Annotated in this window: 11 protein-coding genes and 2 pseudogenes; 4 read left to right on the top strand and 9 right to left on the bottom strand. The window is 69.1% G+C overall.

Features of this window, described 5'->3' with window-relative positions:
- Position 1: 1 nt before the first annotated feature.
- Genes M2271_RS29500 through M2271_RS29485 form a run of 4 tightly spaced genes read left to right on the top strand, consistent with a single transcriptional unit; the run spans position 2 to position 4330 of the window.
- Entirely contained in the window at positions 2-1027 is a 1026-nt protein-coding gene (locus M2271_RS29500; protein ID WP_280890528.1) for an ABC transporter permease, read from the top strand.
- The gene (locus M2271_RS29495) at positions 1024-2127 is read left to right on the top strand and encodes an ABC transporter permease (RefSeq protein WP_280890418.1); all 1104 of its coding nucleotides are present in this window, start codon (positions 1024-1026) and stop codon (positions 2125-2127) included. The genes M2271_RS29500 and M2271_RS29495 overlap by 4 nt, the downstream gene beginning before the upstream one ends.
- A complete protein-coding gene (locus M2271_RS29490; RefSeq protein ID WP_280890417.1) occupies positions 2124-3254 on the top strand; it encodes an ABC transporter ATP-binding protein in 1131 nt (376 codons plus the stop codon). Before M2271_RS29495 ends, M2271_RS29490 begins: the two co-directional genes overlap by 4 nt.
- A complete protein-coding gene (locus M2271_RS29485; protein WP_280890416.1) occupies positions 3251-4330 on the top strand; it encodes an ABC transporter ATP-binding protein in 1080 nt (359 codons plus the stop codon). The genes M2271_RS29490 and M2271_RS29485 overlap by 4 nt, the downstream gene beginning before the upstream one ends.
- Here the strand turns inward: M2271_RS29485 and M2271_RS29480 are convergent.
- The 9 genes and pseudogenes from M2271_RS29480 to M2271_RS29440 all read right to left on the bottom strand — a co-directional run.
- Positions 4312-4410 (bottom strand): annotated as a pseudogene (locus tag M2271_RS29480) (GNAT family N-acetyltransferase); the annotation flags it as partial. The gene M2271_RS29485 and the pseudogene M2271_RS29480 overlap by 19 nt on opposite strands.
- A gap of 319 nt (positions 4411-4729) precedes the next feature.
- Positions 4730-6286, bottom strand: a complete 1557-nt coding sequence (locus tag M2271_RS29475) for an alpha-L-arabinofuranosidase B (protein WP_280890415.1) — start codon at positions 6284-6286, stop codon at positions 4730-4732.
- Entirely contained in the window at positions 6283-6888 is a 606-nt protein-coding gene (locus M2271_RS29470) for a hypothetical protein (RefSeq protein ID WP_280890414.1), read from the bottom strand. The genes M2271_RS29475 and M2271_RS29470 overlap by 4 nt, the downstream gene beginning before the upstream one ends.
- A gap of 442 nt (positions 6889-7330) precedes the next feature.
- Positions 7331-7699, bottom strand: a pseudogene (locus tag M2271_RS29465) (UTP--glucose-1-phosphate uridylyltransferase); the annotation flags it as partial.
- A gap of 73 nt (positions 7700-7772) precedes the next feature.
- Entirely contained in the window at positions 7773-8921 is a 1149-nt protein-coding gene (locus M2271_RS29460) for a dipeptide ABC transporter ATP-binding protein (protein ID WP_280890413.1), read from the bottom strand.
- A complete protein-coding gene (locus M2271_RS29455; protein ID WP_280890412.1) occupies positions 8914-9975 on the bottom strand; it encodes an ABC transporter ATP-binding protein in 1062 nt (353 codons plus the stop codon). Before M2271_RS29455 ends, M2271_RS29460 begins: the two co-directional genes overlap by 8 nt.
- Before the next feature lie 15 nt (positions 9976-9990).
- Positions 9991-10932 carry an ABC transporter permease gene (locus M2271_RS29450; RefSeq protein ID WP_280890411.1) on the bottom strand — a complete coding sequence of 314 codons (942 nt, stop codon included), beginning with the start codon at positions 10930-10932 and terminating at the stop codon, positions 9991-9993.
- On the bottom strand, positions 10925-11851 hold the full coding sequence (locus tag M2271_RS29445; RefSeq protein ID WP_280890410.1) for an ABC transporter permease: 927 nt from the start codon (positions 11849-11851) through the stop codon (positions 10925-10927). The genes M2271_RS29450 and M2271_RS29445 overlap by 8 nt, the downstream gene beginning before the upstream one ends.
- A 153-nt stretch (positions 11852-12004) precedes the next feature.
- On the bottom strand, positions 12005-13618 hold the full coding sequence (locus M2271_RS29440) for an ABC transporter substrate-binding protein (RefSeq protein ID WP_280890409.1): 1614 nt from the start codon (positions 13616-13618) through the stop codon (positions 12005-12007).
- Between the last annotated feature and the right edge of the window lie 792 nt (positions 13619-14410).

The raw sequence follows: 14410 nt of genomic DNA, 5'->3' as shown, positions 1-14410 counted from the left end.
CATCTCGGGTCGTGGCGGACCGGCGGCACGCACCCCGCGGGTGCGCAATGCCACCGCGTACGTCCGCTACGGCGCCGGCAAGGTCGGCGGCGCCGCCGTCTCGCTGCTCGCCGTGCTGGTCACCGGCTTCTTCCTGTTCCGACTGATCCCGGGCGACCCGGTCAGGACCATGACCGGCGGCCGCCCGGTGTCCGCCGGGCAACTGGCTTCCTACCGGCGGGAGTTCGGGATGGACCTGCCTCTGTGGCAGCAGTTCACCGACTACTGCGGCAAGGCACTCACCGGCGACCTCGGCACGTCGTACCAGTTCCGCGCCCCGGTCGTCGACAAGATCAGCGAGGCGCTGCCGAACACCCTGCTGCTGACCGGCACGGCCTTCGTCATCTACACCGCCCTCGGTATCGTCCTCGGCACCCGCGCGGCCTGGCGCCACGGCCGGCTCGGGGACCGGCTGAACACCGGTCTGGCGCTGACCCTCTACTCGGTCCCGTCGTTCTGGCTGGGCCTGCTGCTCATCATCGTGTTCTCGGTGGGCATCGGCCCGATCCCGGGACTGTTTCCCACCGGCGGCATGGAGTCGGGCGGCGAGGAGGGCTTCGGGTACGTCCTCGACGTCGCCCACCATCTGATCCTGCCGGTGATCACGCTGGTCGCGGTGGAGTACGGGCAGACCCTGCTGGTGACCCGCTCGGCGCTGCTCGACGAGATGGGCAGCGACTATCTGACCACCGCGCGGGCCAAGGGCCTGCGGGACGACCTGGTCCGGCGCCGGCACGCGGTACCCAACGCGCTGCTGCCGACCGTGACGCTGGTGTTCGTCAACCTGGGCCGGACGGTCGCGGGCGTGATCCTCGTCGAGACCGTGTTCTCCTGGCCGGGTCTGGGCGGACTGTTCTACCAGGCCCTGAGCGTGCCGGACCTGCCGCTGGTCCAGGGCCTGTTCCTCTTCTTCGCCGCGGCGGTGATCATCATGAACACGCTGGCCGACCTGGTCTATCCGTTCCTCGACCCCCGGGTGGGCCGATGACGACCGACACTCCGGCGGACAGCCCGGCCGACAGCCCGGGCGGGGGCCCGGACAGAAGCCCGGACGGCAGCCCGACCGAGACCCCGCCCGACATCGCGGCGGGCACACCGGCCGACGGCCTGGCCGTCACCTCGGCCGACCCCCCGCCCGACACCCCCGCCGGCACCTCGCCCGACACTCCGCCCGGCACCCCGGCCCGGGTCGCCGGGGCAGGTCCGCGCCGGCTCGCCTGGCAGCGCCGTCGGCGGTCCGCCGTACGGTTCTGGGCGCTGTACCGCACCCACCGCGCCGGGCTGGTGGGCCTGGCCGCCCTCACCCTGTTCGCCCTCGCCGCGCTCACCGCGCCGCTGACCGTCGGCTCCGGCGTGGCCGGCGTGACGGACGCGCCGGGGCAGCCGATGGAGGGCCCGAGCGGCGAGTTCCCGCTGGGCACCGACCGGTTCGGGCGCGATCTGCTGGGCCTGCTGGTGTGGGGTGCGCGGGTCTCGCTGCTGGTGGGGCTGCTGGCGGCCGTGCTGTCGGTGACGATCGGCACGCTGGTCGGCATCACGTCCGGGCACTTCAAGGGCGCGTACGGGACCGTGCTGATGCGGGTCACCGACTGGTTCCTGGTGATGCCGACGCTGGTGCTCGCCATCGCGCTGGCCACCGTGATGTCCCGCTCGCTGGGCACCGTGGTCCTGGCGATCGGCGTGACCACCTGGCCGACGACCGCCCGGCTGGTGCGGGCGCAGACGCTGGCGGTGGAGTCACGGCCGTACATCGAACGCGCGAGGGCGCTCGGCGGCGGGCACTGGCACGTCATGTCCCGGCATGTGCTGCCCAACGTGATGCCGCTGGTGCTGGCGCAGGCGACCCTGGTGATCTCCGGCGCGATCCTCGCCGAGGCCACGCTGGCCTTCCTCGGGCTCGGCGATCCGACGGTGGTGTCGTGGGGCGGGCTGCTCCAGGAGGCACGGGAGGCGGGTGCGGTGAGTTCCGGAGACTGGTGGTACCTGGTGCCGCCCGGCATCGCGATCGCGGCGGTCGCGCTGGCGTTCACGCTGTGCGGGCGTGCGGTGGAGTCGGTGCTCAACCCCCGGCTGGGGGTGGACCGTTGACGCTGCTGGAGGTACGGGACCTGGAGGTGACCTACCCGGGCGGGGCCGCGGCCGTACGGGGCGTGGACCTGTCGCTCGGGGCCGGGCAGAAGCTCGGTGTCGCGGGCGAGTCGGGCTGCGGCAAGTCCACGCTGGCGCTCGCGCTGCTGCGGCTGCTGCCGGCCGGCACCCGGGTCACCGGTGAGGTGCTGCTGGACGGCGAGGACGTGCTGACCATGCGGTGGGGACAGGTGCGGGCGGTCCGCTGGGCGGGCGCCTCGATCGTCTTCCAGGGGGCGATGCACTCGCTGAACCCCGTACACCGCGTCGGCGACCAGATCGCCGAGCCGATCCTGCTGCACCGCAGGGCCACCCCGGCGGCGGCGAAGAAGCTGGCCGGGGAGCTCCTGGAGCAGGTGGGCCTGCCGGCGGCGCGGGCGTCGGCGTACCCGCACGAACTCTCCGGCGGACAGCGCCAACGCGTCATGATCGCCATGGCGCTGGCCTGCGCACCACGCCTCATCATCGCCGACGAACCGACCACCGCCCTGGACGTGATGATCCAGGCCCAGATCCTGCGGCTGATCGAAGAACTGGTCGCCGAACAGGACCTGGGCCTGATCATGATCAGCCACGATCTGGCGGTCCTCGCCGACACCTGCGACCGGCTCGCGGTGATGTACGCGGGCCGGGTGGTCGAGGAGGGCCCCGCCCGGAAGATCTACGAGGACGCCCGACACCCCTACGCCAAGGCCCTGTCGGCCGCGTTCCCGCGCATCGGCGACCCCGCCTCCAGGTTCGCCCCGCGCGGCCTGCCCGGCGACCCGCCCGACCCGGCCGCACTCCCCTCCGGCTGCACCTTCCACCCACGCTGCCCGGTCGCGCCGGCCTCGTGTGCCGTGGACGACCAGGAGCTGCGGGAGGCGGGAGCGGGGCGAAGGGCGGCCTGCGTGCACGTGGGAGCGGCGGTGCCGGCACCGGAGCCGGGGCCGGGACCGGAGCCGGGACCGGAGCCGGGACCGAGACCGGGACCGGAGCCGGAGCCGGGACCGAGACCGGGACCGGGACCGGAGCCGGGACCGAGACCGGGACCGGAGCCGGAGCCGGGGCCTGCGACCACGGCCGAGGACGCGAGGAGCAGCACATGACGACATTGACCTCCACAGCTCCACCGGCACAACGGCCCCTGTTGACCGCCGAAGGCCTGCACGTCACCTACTCCGGCCGGCACGGCGACCCGCCGGCCCGGGCGGTGGACGGCGTCGAACTCGACGTCCGGGCCGGGGAGATCGTCGCCCTGGTCGGCGAGTCCGGCTGCGGGAAGACGACACTGGCCCGCGCCCTGCTGGGCCTGGTCCGGCCGACGGAGGGCCGCGTCAGCTTCGGCGGGCAGCCGCTGGAGTACTCCTCCCGGTCCCTGAAGGCGTACCGCAAACGCGTCCAACTGGTCCTCCAGGACCCGACCGGCTCCCTCAACCCCCGGCACACGGTGTACGACGCGGTGGCCGAGGGCCTGCGGATCCACGGGTACGGCGGCGACGAACCGGCAGCGGTGGCCGGAGCCCTGTCCCGGGCGGGCCTGCGTCCCCCCGAGCGTTTCTTCCTGCGCTACCCGCACGAGCTGTCCGGCGGCCAGCGCCAGCGGGTCGTCATCGCCGGCGCGCTGGTCCTCGAACCCGAACTCCTCGTCGCCGACGAGCCGGTGGCCTCCCTGGACGCCTCCGTACGTGGCGAGATCCTCGCCCTGCTCCTGCGTCTGCGCGCCGAACTGGGCCTGTCCGCGCTGGTGGTGACCCACGACCTGGGACTGGCGTGGAACATCGCCGACCGCGTGGCGGTGATGTACCTGGGCCGGATCGTGGAGACGGGGGACGTGGAGCAGGTCCTGACCGCTCCCCGACACCCGTACACCCAGGCCCTGTTGTCGGTCCTCCCGGAGGCCCCCGGGGAACCCGTCGTCCTCACCGGCGAGCCCCCGGACCCGTCCCGCATCCCCTCCGGCTGCCGCTTCCACGCCCGCTGCCAGGTACTGGCGAGCGGGGAAGCGGAACGGGCGGGGGTCGCGGGAGCGTGCCGGGGGGAGGATCCCGGGGTGCTGGGCGGGGGCGCGCAGGCGCAGGTGGCGTGCCACTGGGACAGGTCCGCTGCGAGGCCATCACCATCACCCTTGTCACAGCCATCAGCTCATGGCTGTGACCGGCCACGTCACGACGGGGCCGTGTAACAGCGGATGGCCACTGTCTGCCGCGGGCTCCACTGCTGCTCGACGGTAGCCATCAGCTCCCAGCCCAGCCGCTCGTACAGGCCACAGCGTCGCAACCAGCGAATTTCGGTGCAGGCCCGCGGCGGACGTTGAGGATCAGGCTAAGTGCTGTCCCGCGACTGGTCGCGCTCACCCGGACCCGACGTCGGCCGTTCGCCGCGCCGGCGGAGTCGGGCCGCCAGTCCTGCCAGTACGTGACCGCGTCCCGGTCCGCGGGACCCGATGCCGGCGTGTGCAGGGCGACCAGGCCGCGCTGGGCGTCCCCGCGAGACGACGAGAAGGAAGCGAGCACGGCCTTCCTGCGATTCTGCAAGGCTGCCGGGCTCGCTGCTGGAGGCGCTCAGAGAGGCCGGCTGCTCGTCAGCTCCAGGGAGACGCGGTGAGCCAGCTGGTGTCCTGGGCCCACGACGACGTGGAGTCCCAGGTGTTGGAGCCGCCGTTGCTGGCTATGTAGGCCGTGAAGTTGTAGTGGCGGATGTACTTCGTCGGGTAGTTGACGGACTGGAAGGAGTGGCCGACCCCGCTGTTGCCCGTGGTGGGGCAGAAGGTGGCGTCCTGCGCGAAGGAGCCGCCGCCGTTGTCGGTGTTCAGGTAGAGCTCGTAGTTGTAGTGGCGCAGGAACTGGCCGGGGTTGTTGGCGGACTCGAAGGACAGGCAGGAGCTGTTGGCCAGGCCTGCGCGGACGATCCAGGTGGCGTCGGCCTTGTCGGTGGCCGAGCCGGAGGAGTTGATGTTGGAGATGACGACCTTGGTGTCGGCGTCGTCGTGGCGGAGGTAGTCCGTGGTGCAGCAGGGGGCGGTGGTGGCCTGCAGGGAGATCCGGGAGCCGGGCGTCAGCGAGCCGGTGCTGGTCGAGCCGCTGTTGTAGCCGGCGGCGGTGATGTTGGCATGGACGGCGTTCTCGGTGGCGTCCGAGGGGTAGCCCGAGGTCATGACGCCCTCGTAGAAGGTGCCTTGGGCGCCCTTGCTGTTGTCACCGCCGATGCCCAGGATGATCGAACCTTCCTTGTGCATCGGGTTGTAGCCGGGGACGTTGGGGCGTACGCCGCTGTAGTAGGTGGACAGGCTGCCCGACTGCGCGTCGCCGCCGCGGATGGCCCACTGGTTCGGGCCGCCCTTGACGATGGCCGTCAGGAACCGGTTGGTGACGGTGGGGTCGCCTGCGTTGAAGTGCTGGTTCACGCCGGAGAACAGGCCGTTCTCCAGGTCGGCCATGATCCAGGGGCCGTTGCCGCTGCCGGAGCCCCAGCCCGTGTTGTTTCCGAAGTAGATGGCCTCCATGTGGCCGTTGCCGGTGTCGTGGTCGTTGGTCTCGGCGTTGCCGTAGTCGAAGCAGCAGCCGCCGTTGAAGTGCGTGCCGTCGAAGATGGCGTACATGCCCTCGGGCTGGTCGCCGGTCGTGATGCCGTTGGTGTTGTCGTTGCGGTAGCCGGTGCCGGGGGCGACGTAGACGCCGTACGCCTCGTGCCCGCCGACGGTGACCGGCGCCTCAAAGGCGTTGGCGAGGTTGTCCGGCCCGCTGGCGGCTCCGCCCGCGGGTGCCTGGGTGAGGTTGTTGCCCTTGCCGGACTGGTCGTAGATGACGGTGATGACGCAGCTGGTGTTGGCGCAGAAGGTGTCCTGCGCGGCGGCGTTGGCGTATCCGGCCGCGCTGAGCACGCCGATGTTCAGGGTGGTGTTGTCGGAGGCGCGCCTGATCTGGTACAGCGGGCCGTTGTACGCCGCGTACAGGGCGCGAGTGGTGCTGTGTGCGGCGACGCAGGGGGTGCCGCCCGCTGCGTAGATGTCGCACGGCCCCTGGGTGGCGGCCTGCGAGGTGGTGGCCGTGGCGGTGAGCAGGCCGACGGCGAGCGCGGTGGTGGCACCGGCCGCGAGGAGGGCGCGTCTGACACTGCGGATCCACGGTGACTTGATCATGAAGTGGGGTCGGGCTGGGTCGGCAGCGTGACGGTCTGGATGTCGTAGCGGAAGCTGACTCCGGCAAGCGGTTTGGCGCTCGCCAGTGACCCGAGCCCGTTCTGGACCTCCGCGACGACCGTCGTCCGCTCGTCGTCGGTGAACTGCAGTGCGGCAGTGGGGCCCTGGACGATGATGATCCCGACCGCGACACTGCCTTCGAGATAGGCGCTCGTCGGCGGGGCGAGCGCCGCCGCCCGATGCGTGGCCGAGGTGGGGGTGGGGACCACGGTGGTGCAGCCGGGCATGTCCCAGCGCTCGCCGGCCCTCGGCCGGTCGGTCCTGGCGGCGATGAAGCCCTCCGACTGCAGCAGGCGGAGGGCTGCGAGCCCGAGACGCTCGATGTCCTTCAGGCTGTTTCTGGCCTCCTCGAAATCCGACGCCTTCGGTACGGCCGTGGGCGATTCGTGGTCCACCTCGGAGACGATGTTGAGCCGTCCGTACCGGTGGATCGTCCGCCCGGGCGACTTCTCCCCGTTCGGCCGTCGCGCGACTGACGGTTGCTCGACTGGCCGTGGTTCGGTCGCGGTCTCCAGCACATAGAGGTCGTCATATCGAGCCATGTGAACTCCAGTTGTCGTGCGGGCGCTTCCCGCCGCGAGGCCTGGAGTCGGCGCGTCACGCCGAACCACTGTCACCGGATACCACGTTCAGGGAAGCAACCGATACATGTCTCAGCTGATCGCCGAACAGAACGGTCCCCGCGTGTTTCGATGAGCGCGCACTGTGCCGTGGGGCCGTTATGACATGTTCGCTGTCGCTCTTCGAACGATCCCGGCCGGGCGCGGCCGTGGACCGGTGAAGAGGTCATCTCTCTCAGAGTGACATCTGTCGACGGGAGTCGCGAATCGGTACGCGAGAGACACCGCGCGGTACAGGCCGGGCGCCGGGGCGCAGGTGGCGGGGCGGCGGTCAGCGTGAACGCCTCGGTATTGGCGGGCGTCAGCATGTCGGCACCGTGCCGTGGTGGAAGGCCGCCCAGACGCACTTGCCGGGGCCACGGCGTTCCTCCACGCCCACGGGCACGCCGTAGCGCTGGGAGTCGCCGGGGTCCATGGGCAGCACGGCCAGGACCGGACAGTTGGTCGCCTCGTACGCGTGGATCAGCTGCTGGGCAGGGGGCACCTCGGCCACGAAGACGTCGTCCGGCCACAGGACGAGCATCGGTTCGTCGCCGACGTTGCGGGCCGCGTTCAGCACCGGGGTGCCGTTGCCGTAGGGGCCGTGCTGGTCGAGGTAGGTGATGTGCCCACGGCGGGCCAGTTCGGCGACCTCCTCCACGGCGTCCGCGTACGCGGTCTTGCCGTCGGCACGCAGCTGTTCGACCAGCGCGGGGTTGGGCCGGAAGTGGTCCTGGATCAGGGATTTGCCGCCGAACGACATACGGGGTGCCAGGAGCCCTCGGCTCCCGGCACCCCGCACCGCGTGTGGCTCTACGTCCTCACGCTCAGGCCGCGTGGACGACGTCCTTCTCCTCGGCGAAGTGGCACGCCGACTCGTGGGCCGCCGGAGTGTCCGCGCCCTTGAAGCGCTCCGGGATCGCCAGCAGCGGCTCCTCCTCGGCGCACTTGTCCTGGGCCTTCCAGCAACGGGTGCGGAAGCGGCACCCGGAGGGCGGGTTGGCCGGGGACGGGACGTCGCCGGTGAGGATGATCCGTTCGCGGCCCTCACGGGCCTCCGGGTCGGGCACCGGGACCGCCGACAGCAGCGCCTGGGTGTAGGGGTGCGTCGGGTGGTCGTAGATCTGCTCGTCGCTGCCGATCTCCGCGATCTTGCCGAGGTACATGACCCCGACCCGGTCCGAGATGTGCCGGACGATCGACAGGTCGTGCGCGATGAAGATGTAGGAGAGGTTGAACTCGTCCTGCAGTCCCTCCATCAGGTTGATGACCTGCGCCTGGACGGACACGTCCAGCGCCGACACCGGCTCGTCGCAGATGATGATCTCCGGGTTGAGCGCCAGGCCGCGGGCGATGCCGATGCGCTGGCGCTGACCGCCGGAGAACTGGTGCGGGTACCGGTTGATGTACTCGGGGTTGAGACCGACGACGTCGAGGAGTTCCTGCACCTTGCGGCGGCGGTCACCCTTCGGCGCCACCTCCGGGTGGATGTCGAAGGGCTCCCCGACGATGTCGCCGACCGTCATACGCGGGTTGAGCGAGGTGTACGGGTCCTGGAAGATCATCTGGATGTTCCGGCGGACCGCCTTCAGGGCCTTGCCGGACAGCCTGGTGATGTCCTGGCCCTTGTAGAAGACCTCGCCGGCCGTCGCCTTCTCCAGGTTCATCAGGAGCTTCGCGACCGTCGACTTGCCGCAGCCGGACTCGCCCACGATGCCCAGGGTCTCGCCCTGGTACAGGTCGAAGGAGACGCCGTCGACCGCTTTCACGGCGCCGACCTGACGCCTGATGACGATCCCCTGGGTCAGGGGGAAGTGCTTGACGAGGTTGCGCACCTGAAGGATCGGCTCGCCCCGCTCGACGGGCGCGTCGAGGGCGGCGACCGCTTCCTCCTCCGAGTGCACGTCGGCCACCTCGACGTCGGAGACGTTCGGCATGGCGTCCTGCGGCTCGGCGGCCTTGGTCGGCTCAGCCATGGATCGTCTCCTTCCAGAAGTGGCACGCGCTCGCGCGGCCGGGCAGTTCCGTTCCGTCCCGCTCCGTCACCGTGAACAACGGCGGAAGGTCCGTACGGCAGATGTCCTGCGCCTTCTCGCAGCGCGGGTTGAAGGGGCAGCCCGGCGGCACCTTGAGCAGGTTGGGCGGCAGCCCCTTGATCGCGTAGAGGTCCTGGCCCTTCTGGTCCAGGCGCGGGATCGAGTCGAGCAGGCCGCGGGTGTACGGGTGCGCGGGACGCTTGTACAGCTCGTGCACCGGCGCGGTCTCCACGATCCGGCCCGCGTACATGACCGCGATCTTGTCGGCGACGTCCGCGACGACGCCCAGGTCGTGGGTGATGAGGATGAGACCCATCTGGTACTCGCGCTGCAGTTCCGCGAGCAGGTCCATCACCTGCGCCTGGACTGTCACGTCGAGGGCCGTGGTCGGCTCGTCGGCGATGATGAGGTCCGGTTCCAGGGCGAGCGCCATGGCGATCATGATGCGCTGGCGCATACCGCCGGAGAACTGGTGCGGATAGTCGCCCACGCGGGCCGCGGCGCCCGGGATCTTCACCCGGTCCATCAGCTCGATGGCCTTGGCCTTGGCCTCCTTGCGTGACGCCCCTCGGTGGACGCGGAACATCTCACCGAGCTGGAAGCCGACACTGAGCACCGGATTGAGCGAGGACAGCGCGTCCTGGAAGATCATCGCGATGCGCGCACCGCGCAGTCGGCGCCGCTCCTCCTCGGACATGGTGAGCATGTCCCGGCCGTGGAAGAGGATTTCGCCCTGCGGAATGCGGGCCGGTGGCATGTCGAGGATGCCCATGATCGCCTGGGCGGTCACGGACTTGCCGGAGCCGGACTCGCCCAGCACGGCGAGGGTCTCGCCGGAGTTCACCGAGTAGTTGACGCCGTTGACGGCGCGGACCACGCCCTCCCGGGTGTGGAACTCGACGTGCAGGTCTCGTACGTCGAGGAGCGGGCCGGGCTGGTCGCCCTCGGCCTCGCGCGGAGCCGGAACGGCGTCCGTGGGATCGATGATGGTCATAGTGGTACGCCTCCCTCAGCGCATCTTGGGGTCGAAGGCGTCGCGTACCACGTCGCCGAGCATGATGAACGCGAGCACGGTGATGCTCAGCGCTCCGGCCGGGAACAGCAGCGCGTGCGGAGAGGTCAGGAACCTGTCCTGGGCGTCGCTGATCATCAGGCCCCAGGAGATGTTCGGGGACTGGATGCCGATGCCGAGGTAGGACAGGGCGGCCTCGGCGGCGATGTAGACGCCGAGGTTCATGGTGCAGATGACGATGACGGGGGCGAGCGTGTTCGGCAGGATGTGCCGGAACGCGACCCGCCAGGAGTCGGCTCCCAGCGCCTTGGCCGCCATCACGTAGTCGTTGTACTTGTTGGAGATGACCTCGCCGCGCATGATGCGGTAGACCTGCGGCCAGCCGAGGATCGTCAACACGAGCGACACGGTCCACACGTTGCCGGTCTGCCAGATCGACATGATCAGCAGGCCGCCGATGAGGATGGGCAGCGCGGAGAAGACCTCGGTGATCCGGGAGAGGATCGTGTCCAGCCAGCCGCCCTGCAGACCGGCCAGCATGCCGAGCAGACAGCCGACGAGCGTGGTGGCCAGCGTGGTGACCACACCGACGACGATGGAGTTGCGGGTGGCGAACACCGTCCGCGTGTAGATGTCGCAGCCCTGGACGTCGTAGCCGAACAGGTGCCCCGAAACGGGGCCCTCCATGGAGTTGTCCAGCTGGCAGAAGCCGTCCGAGAACGGCGAGCGCGAGGTGAACAGGCTCGGTGCGATCGCCAGTGCGAGCAGGCACAGGATGATCAGGGCGGTGAGGAGGAACATCGGCCGCTTGCGCAGGTCGATCCAGCCGTCCTTGAGGAGGCTGGCCTGCCGTGCGGCGGTCTTCTCCTCTTCCTCCAGCTCCTTGGTCATCACGTCCGCGCCGACGACGGACGGCTTCTCTATCGTCTTGTCACTCATAACGGATCCTCGGGTCGAGCACGGCGTACAGCAGGTCTACGAGGAGGTTGGCGACCAGGTAGATCAGGACGAGCAGGGTCACCAGACCGACCACGACGGGCCGCTCGCGCAGATACACGGACTGGGCCAACTGCCCGCCGATACCGGGCAGGTTGAAGACCCGTTCGGTGATGATGGCGCCGCCCATGAGAGCGCCGAGGTCGAAGCCCAGGAAGGTGACCACCGGGATCAGGGAGTTGCGCAGCGCGTGGACGCCGATGACCCGGCGCCGCGGCAGTCCCTTGGCGATCGCCGTCCGGACGTAGTCGGCGCGGACCGACTCCGTCATGCTCGACCGGGTGAGCCGCGCGATGTAGGCCATGGAGGTCGAGGCGAGCACGACGGACGGGAGGATGAAGCTCTGCGGCCAGCCCTGCTCGATGCCGGCGACCGGCGTGATCTTCAGATTGACGCCGAACTCCAGCTGGAGCACGCTGCCGAGCACGAAGACCGGGACGGAGATCAGCACCAGCGTGGAGACCAGCACCACGTTGTCGAGGAACTTACCCCTCTTCAACGCCGAGAAGATGCCCGCGAGGATACCGATGCCGGCCTCGATGCCGAACGCCGTCAGCGCCAGCTTCAGCGTGACGGGGAATCTCTGGGAGACCAGCTCGGAGATGGCACGCCCGTTGTACGTCTCACCCAGGTCACCGGTGAGGACACCGGTGATGTAGTGCCAGTACTGCTGGTACAGCGGGTCGTTGAGGTGGTACTGCGCACGCAGCATCGCCGCGATGTTGGGGTCGGCTCGCTTCTCGCCGGCCAGTGCCTGGATGGGGTCGCCGGGCAGAGCGAACACCAGACAGAAGATGATGAACGTGACGCCTATCAGTACAGGGATCGCCTGCAAGACGCGGCGCGCGACAAATCGGCCCATGGGTACTCCAGAGGGGGTGCTGAGCCCGTCCGTGACCAGGCGGGCGGCGCTGGCGGGACGGGAGACGACAGACGGGGCGAGCAGGGAGAGATACCCGTCTCCCCCTGCTCACCCGTTGTCCGTGCCCTGTGCGGGGAACTACTCAGAACTGGTTCAGCTGAGCTTGACCGAGTCCCACAGGATCTGGTGGCCGGCGATCTTCACCGACTTGATCTTGTCGCTGAAGCCACCGTTCGTCTTGTAGAAGTACACCGGAACGTACGGCATCTCGTCGAGGATGACGTCGTCGGCTTCCTGGTACTTCTTGATGGCGGCCTCGTGCGACGGGGCGTGGTCGCCCTCGACGATGAGCTTCTCGAAGTCCGGGTTGACGTAACCGGCGTAGTTCGAGCCGGACGTGATCGCGTCCTTGGAGAAGATCGGACGGAGGTAGTTCTCCATGTCCGGGTAGTCCATGTTCCAGCCCATACGGAAGGCGCCGCTGTACTTCTTCGCGTCCAGGTCGTTCAGGATGCCCTGGAACTGCTCGAACGGCTTCGCCGTGACCTTGATGCCCAGGTTCTGCTGGATCTGGTTGGCGGCGGCCTCGACCCAGGCCTTGTGGTCGCCGTCGGCGTTGTAGCCGATCTCCAGCCTGTTGCCCGGCAGGCCGCCGCTCTTCTTGTAGAGCTGCTTGGCCTTGGTCGGGTTGAGGGTGCACGCGTCGCCGCAGGCGCCCTTGCGGTAGCCGTCGATGATCGGGCTGATGAAGTCGTCGGCGGGCATCCGCGCACCGAGGAAGATCTTGTCGGCGATCGCCTTCCGGTCGATCGACATCGAGATGGCCTTGCGCAGGTCCTTGTCCTGGAACGCCTTGTTGTACTTGATCGGGAAACCGATGTACCCGACGCCCGAGTCCGACTCGTCGATCGTGCGGTTCGGCAGGTCCTTCTTGTACGTCGGCAGACCCGAGTTCGGGACGGTGATGTCGAGGTCGAGGTTGCCGGCGACCAGGTCCTTGTAGGCGGTGTCCTGGTTCGAGTAGATCTTGAAGTTGACGCCCTTGACCTCGATCTTCGAAGCCTCGGGGTACTTGTCGTACTTCTTCAGGCTGATCGACTCGTTGTGCTTGAACGTGCCGTTCATCTCGAACGGGCCGTTGCCGATCGGCTTCTCACCGAACCCCTTGGGGTCCTTGAAGAAGACCTTGGGCAGCGGGGCGAACCCGTAGAAGGACAGCTGCGTCGGGAACGCGGAGAACGCGCCGGTCAGCGTGACCTGCAGGGTCGAGGCGTCGACGGCCTTCAGGCCGGACATGCCCTTGGCGGTGACCTTCTTGCCCTCGCCGGGGTTCAGGTCGCTCCAGCCCTGGATGTGGTTGAAGAGCGGGTTGGTCTGCTGGGCGTTGGTCTGGTCGGCGCCGTAGTTCCAGGCGTCGACGAAGGACTGGGCCGTGACCTTCTCACCGTTGTGGAAGGTGTAGCCGTCCTTCAGCTTGATCGTCCAGACCTTGTTGTCCTTGGACTCGACCGACGACGCCAGGTCGTTGACGACCTTGTTGTCGGCGTCCAGCTTGGTCAGGCCCGTGAACAGGGCGTGGATGACCTGGCCGCCCTCGGTCTCGTACGTGTTGCTCGGGATCAGGCTGTTCTGCGGCTCACCGATCTCCATCGAGACGATGCCATCGTTGCTGCCCGAGCCGCTGTCGCCCCCGCCACCACAGGCTGTCGCACCGAGTGCCACAACTGCAGCTATGGCCACCCACTTGGCGCTCTTGGCACCGCGCATGGGTTCCTCCTCATGAGTCCATTGGTTCACCGCATGGGGGAGCACATGACACGCATCCGTCGCCTCGTCGGTGCCGGAGAAAGTCAGATGCCCCCGCGCTCGTGAGTCGGCGCAGTGTGCAGCGCGTGACTCGTTGATCCGAGCTCTACGCGCCTAACTATCTGCCATGCGCCATGACCGAACCACATTCCTAAGGTCTCGGTTCGATCACACCTGTCGCCTACATCTTCCAAAATCCGGACAAACGGTTTGCCGAAAGATCCCTGCGAAACGGACTTGTTACACATCTATCGGGAGCGAGTGTCCGCATTCCGGACGTGCAGGGGCGGAAAATGTGTTGCGCATAACGGGCCGCCGTGCTGGATCCCTCCGGCGGGCCCGCACGTGAGAACGCGCGGGCGGCGGCGCTGGGTGACACACCGTCAGCACGCCGTCGCGACGGAGCCGTTCTTCCGTACGGCTTCCGCGAGGCTTCCGTCCGACTGCCGTACGGCTGCCGTACGGCTGCCGTGAGGAAGAGCACACGCGCCGAGGACGCGCGGCGGATCTTCGAGCTCATGCCTCACGGGCGGCGGACGGGCCACTCGGGGAGAAGGGTAGTGGGGACCGGCTGCCCATGAGGGCTCCCCCGGGCAAATCAAGGGTTTTCCCTATGACCCCCGGGACGGCGCCGGGGCCCCCCCCCCCCGGGGGGGGGGGGGCGGGGGGGGGCGGGCGGGGGCGGGGGGGGGGCGGGGGGGACCCGGCGGGCGCCCGGGGTGGGGGGGCGCGCGGCTGGGGCGCGCGCCGCGG

Origin of the sequence: Streptomyces sp. LBL, assembly GCF_029893585.1 — a bacterium.
Lineage (GTDB): Bacteria > Actinomycetota > Actinomycetes > Streptomycetales > Streptomycetaceae > Streptomyces.
The sequence above is the reverse complement of the archived record's forward strand: the minus strand, read 5'-3'. Positions and strand labels throughout refer to the sequence as shown.

What these genes read in the sequence shown, in the direction of transcription:
- M2271_RS29470 (WP_280890414.1), bottom strand. Translation starts at nt 6,888, where the DNA reads ATGGCTCGATATGACGACCTCTATGTGCTGGAGACCGCGACCGAACCA.
- M2271_RS29445 (WP_280890410.1), bottom strand. Translation starts at nt 11,851, where the DNA reads ATGGGCCGATTTGTCGCGCGCCGCGTCTTGCAGGCGATCCCTGTACTG.
- M2271_RS29455 (WP_280890412.1), bottom strand. Translation starts at nt 9,975, where the DNA reads ATGACCATCATCGATCCCACGGACGCCGTTCCGGCTCCGCGCGAGGCC.
- M2271_RS29460 (WP_280890413.1), bottom strand. Translation starts at nt 8,921, where the DNA reads ATGGCTGAGCCGACCAAGGCCGCCGAGCCGCAGGACGCCATGCCGAAC.
- M2271_RS29495 (WP_280890418.1), top strand. Translation starts at nt 1,024, where the DNA reads ATGACGACCGACACTCCGGCGGACAGCCCGGCCGACAGCCCGGGCGGG.
- M2271_RS29440 (WP_280890409.1), bottom strand. Translation starts at nt 13,618, where the DNA reads ATGCGCGGTGCCAAGAGCGCCAAGTGGGTGGCCATAGCTGCAGTTGTG.
- M2271_RS29450 (WP_280890411.1), bottom strand. Translation starts at nt 10,932, where the DNA reads ATGAGTGACAAGACGATAGAGAAGCCGTCCGTCGTCGGCGCGGACGTG.
- M2271_RS29475 (WP_280890415.1), bottom strand. Translation starts at nt 6,286, where the DNA reads ATGATCAAGTCACCGTGGATCCGCAGTGTCAGACGCGCCCTCCTCGCG.
- M2271_RS29485 (WP_280890416.1), top strand. Translation starts at nt 3,251, where the DNA reads ATGACGACATTGACCTCCACAGCTCCACCGGCACAACGGCCCCTGTTG.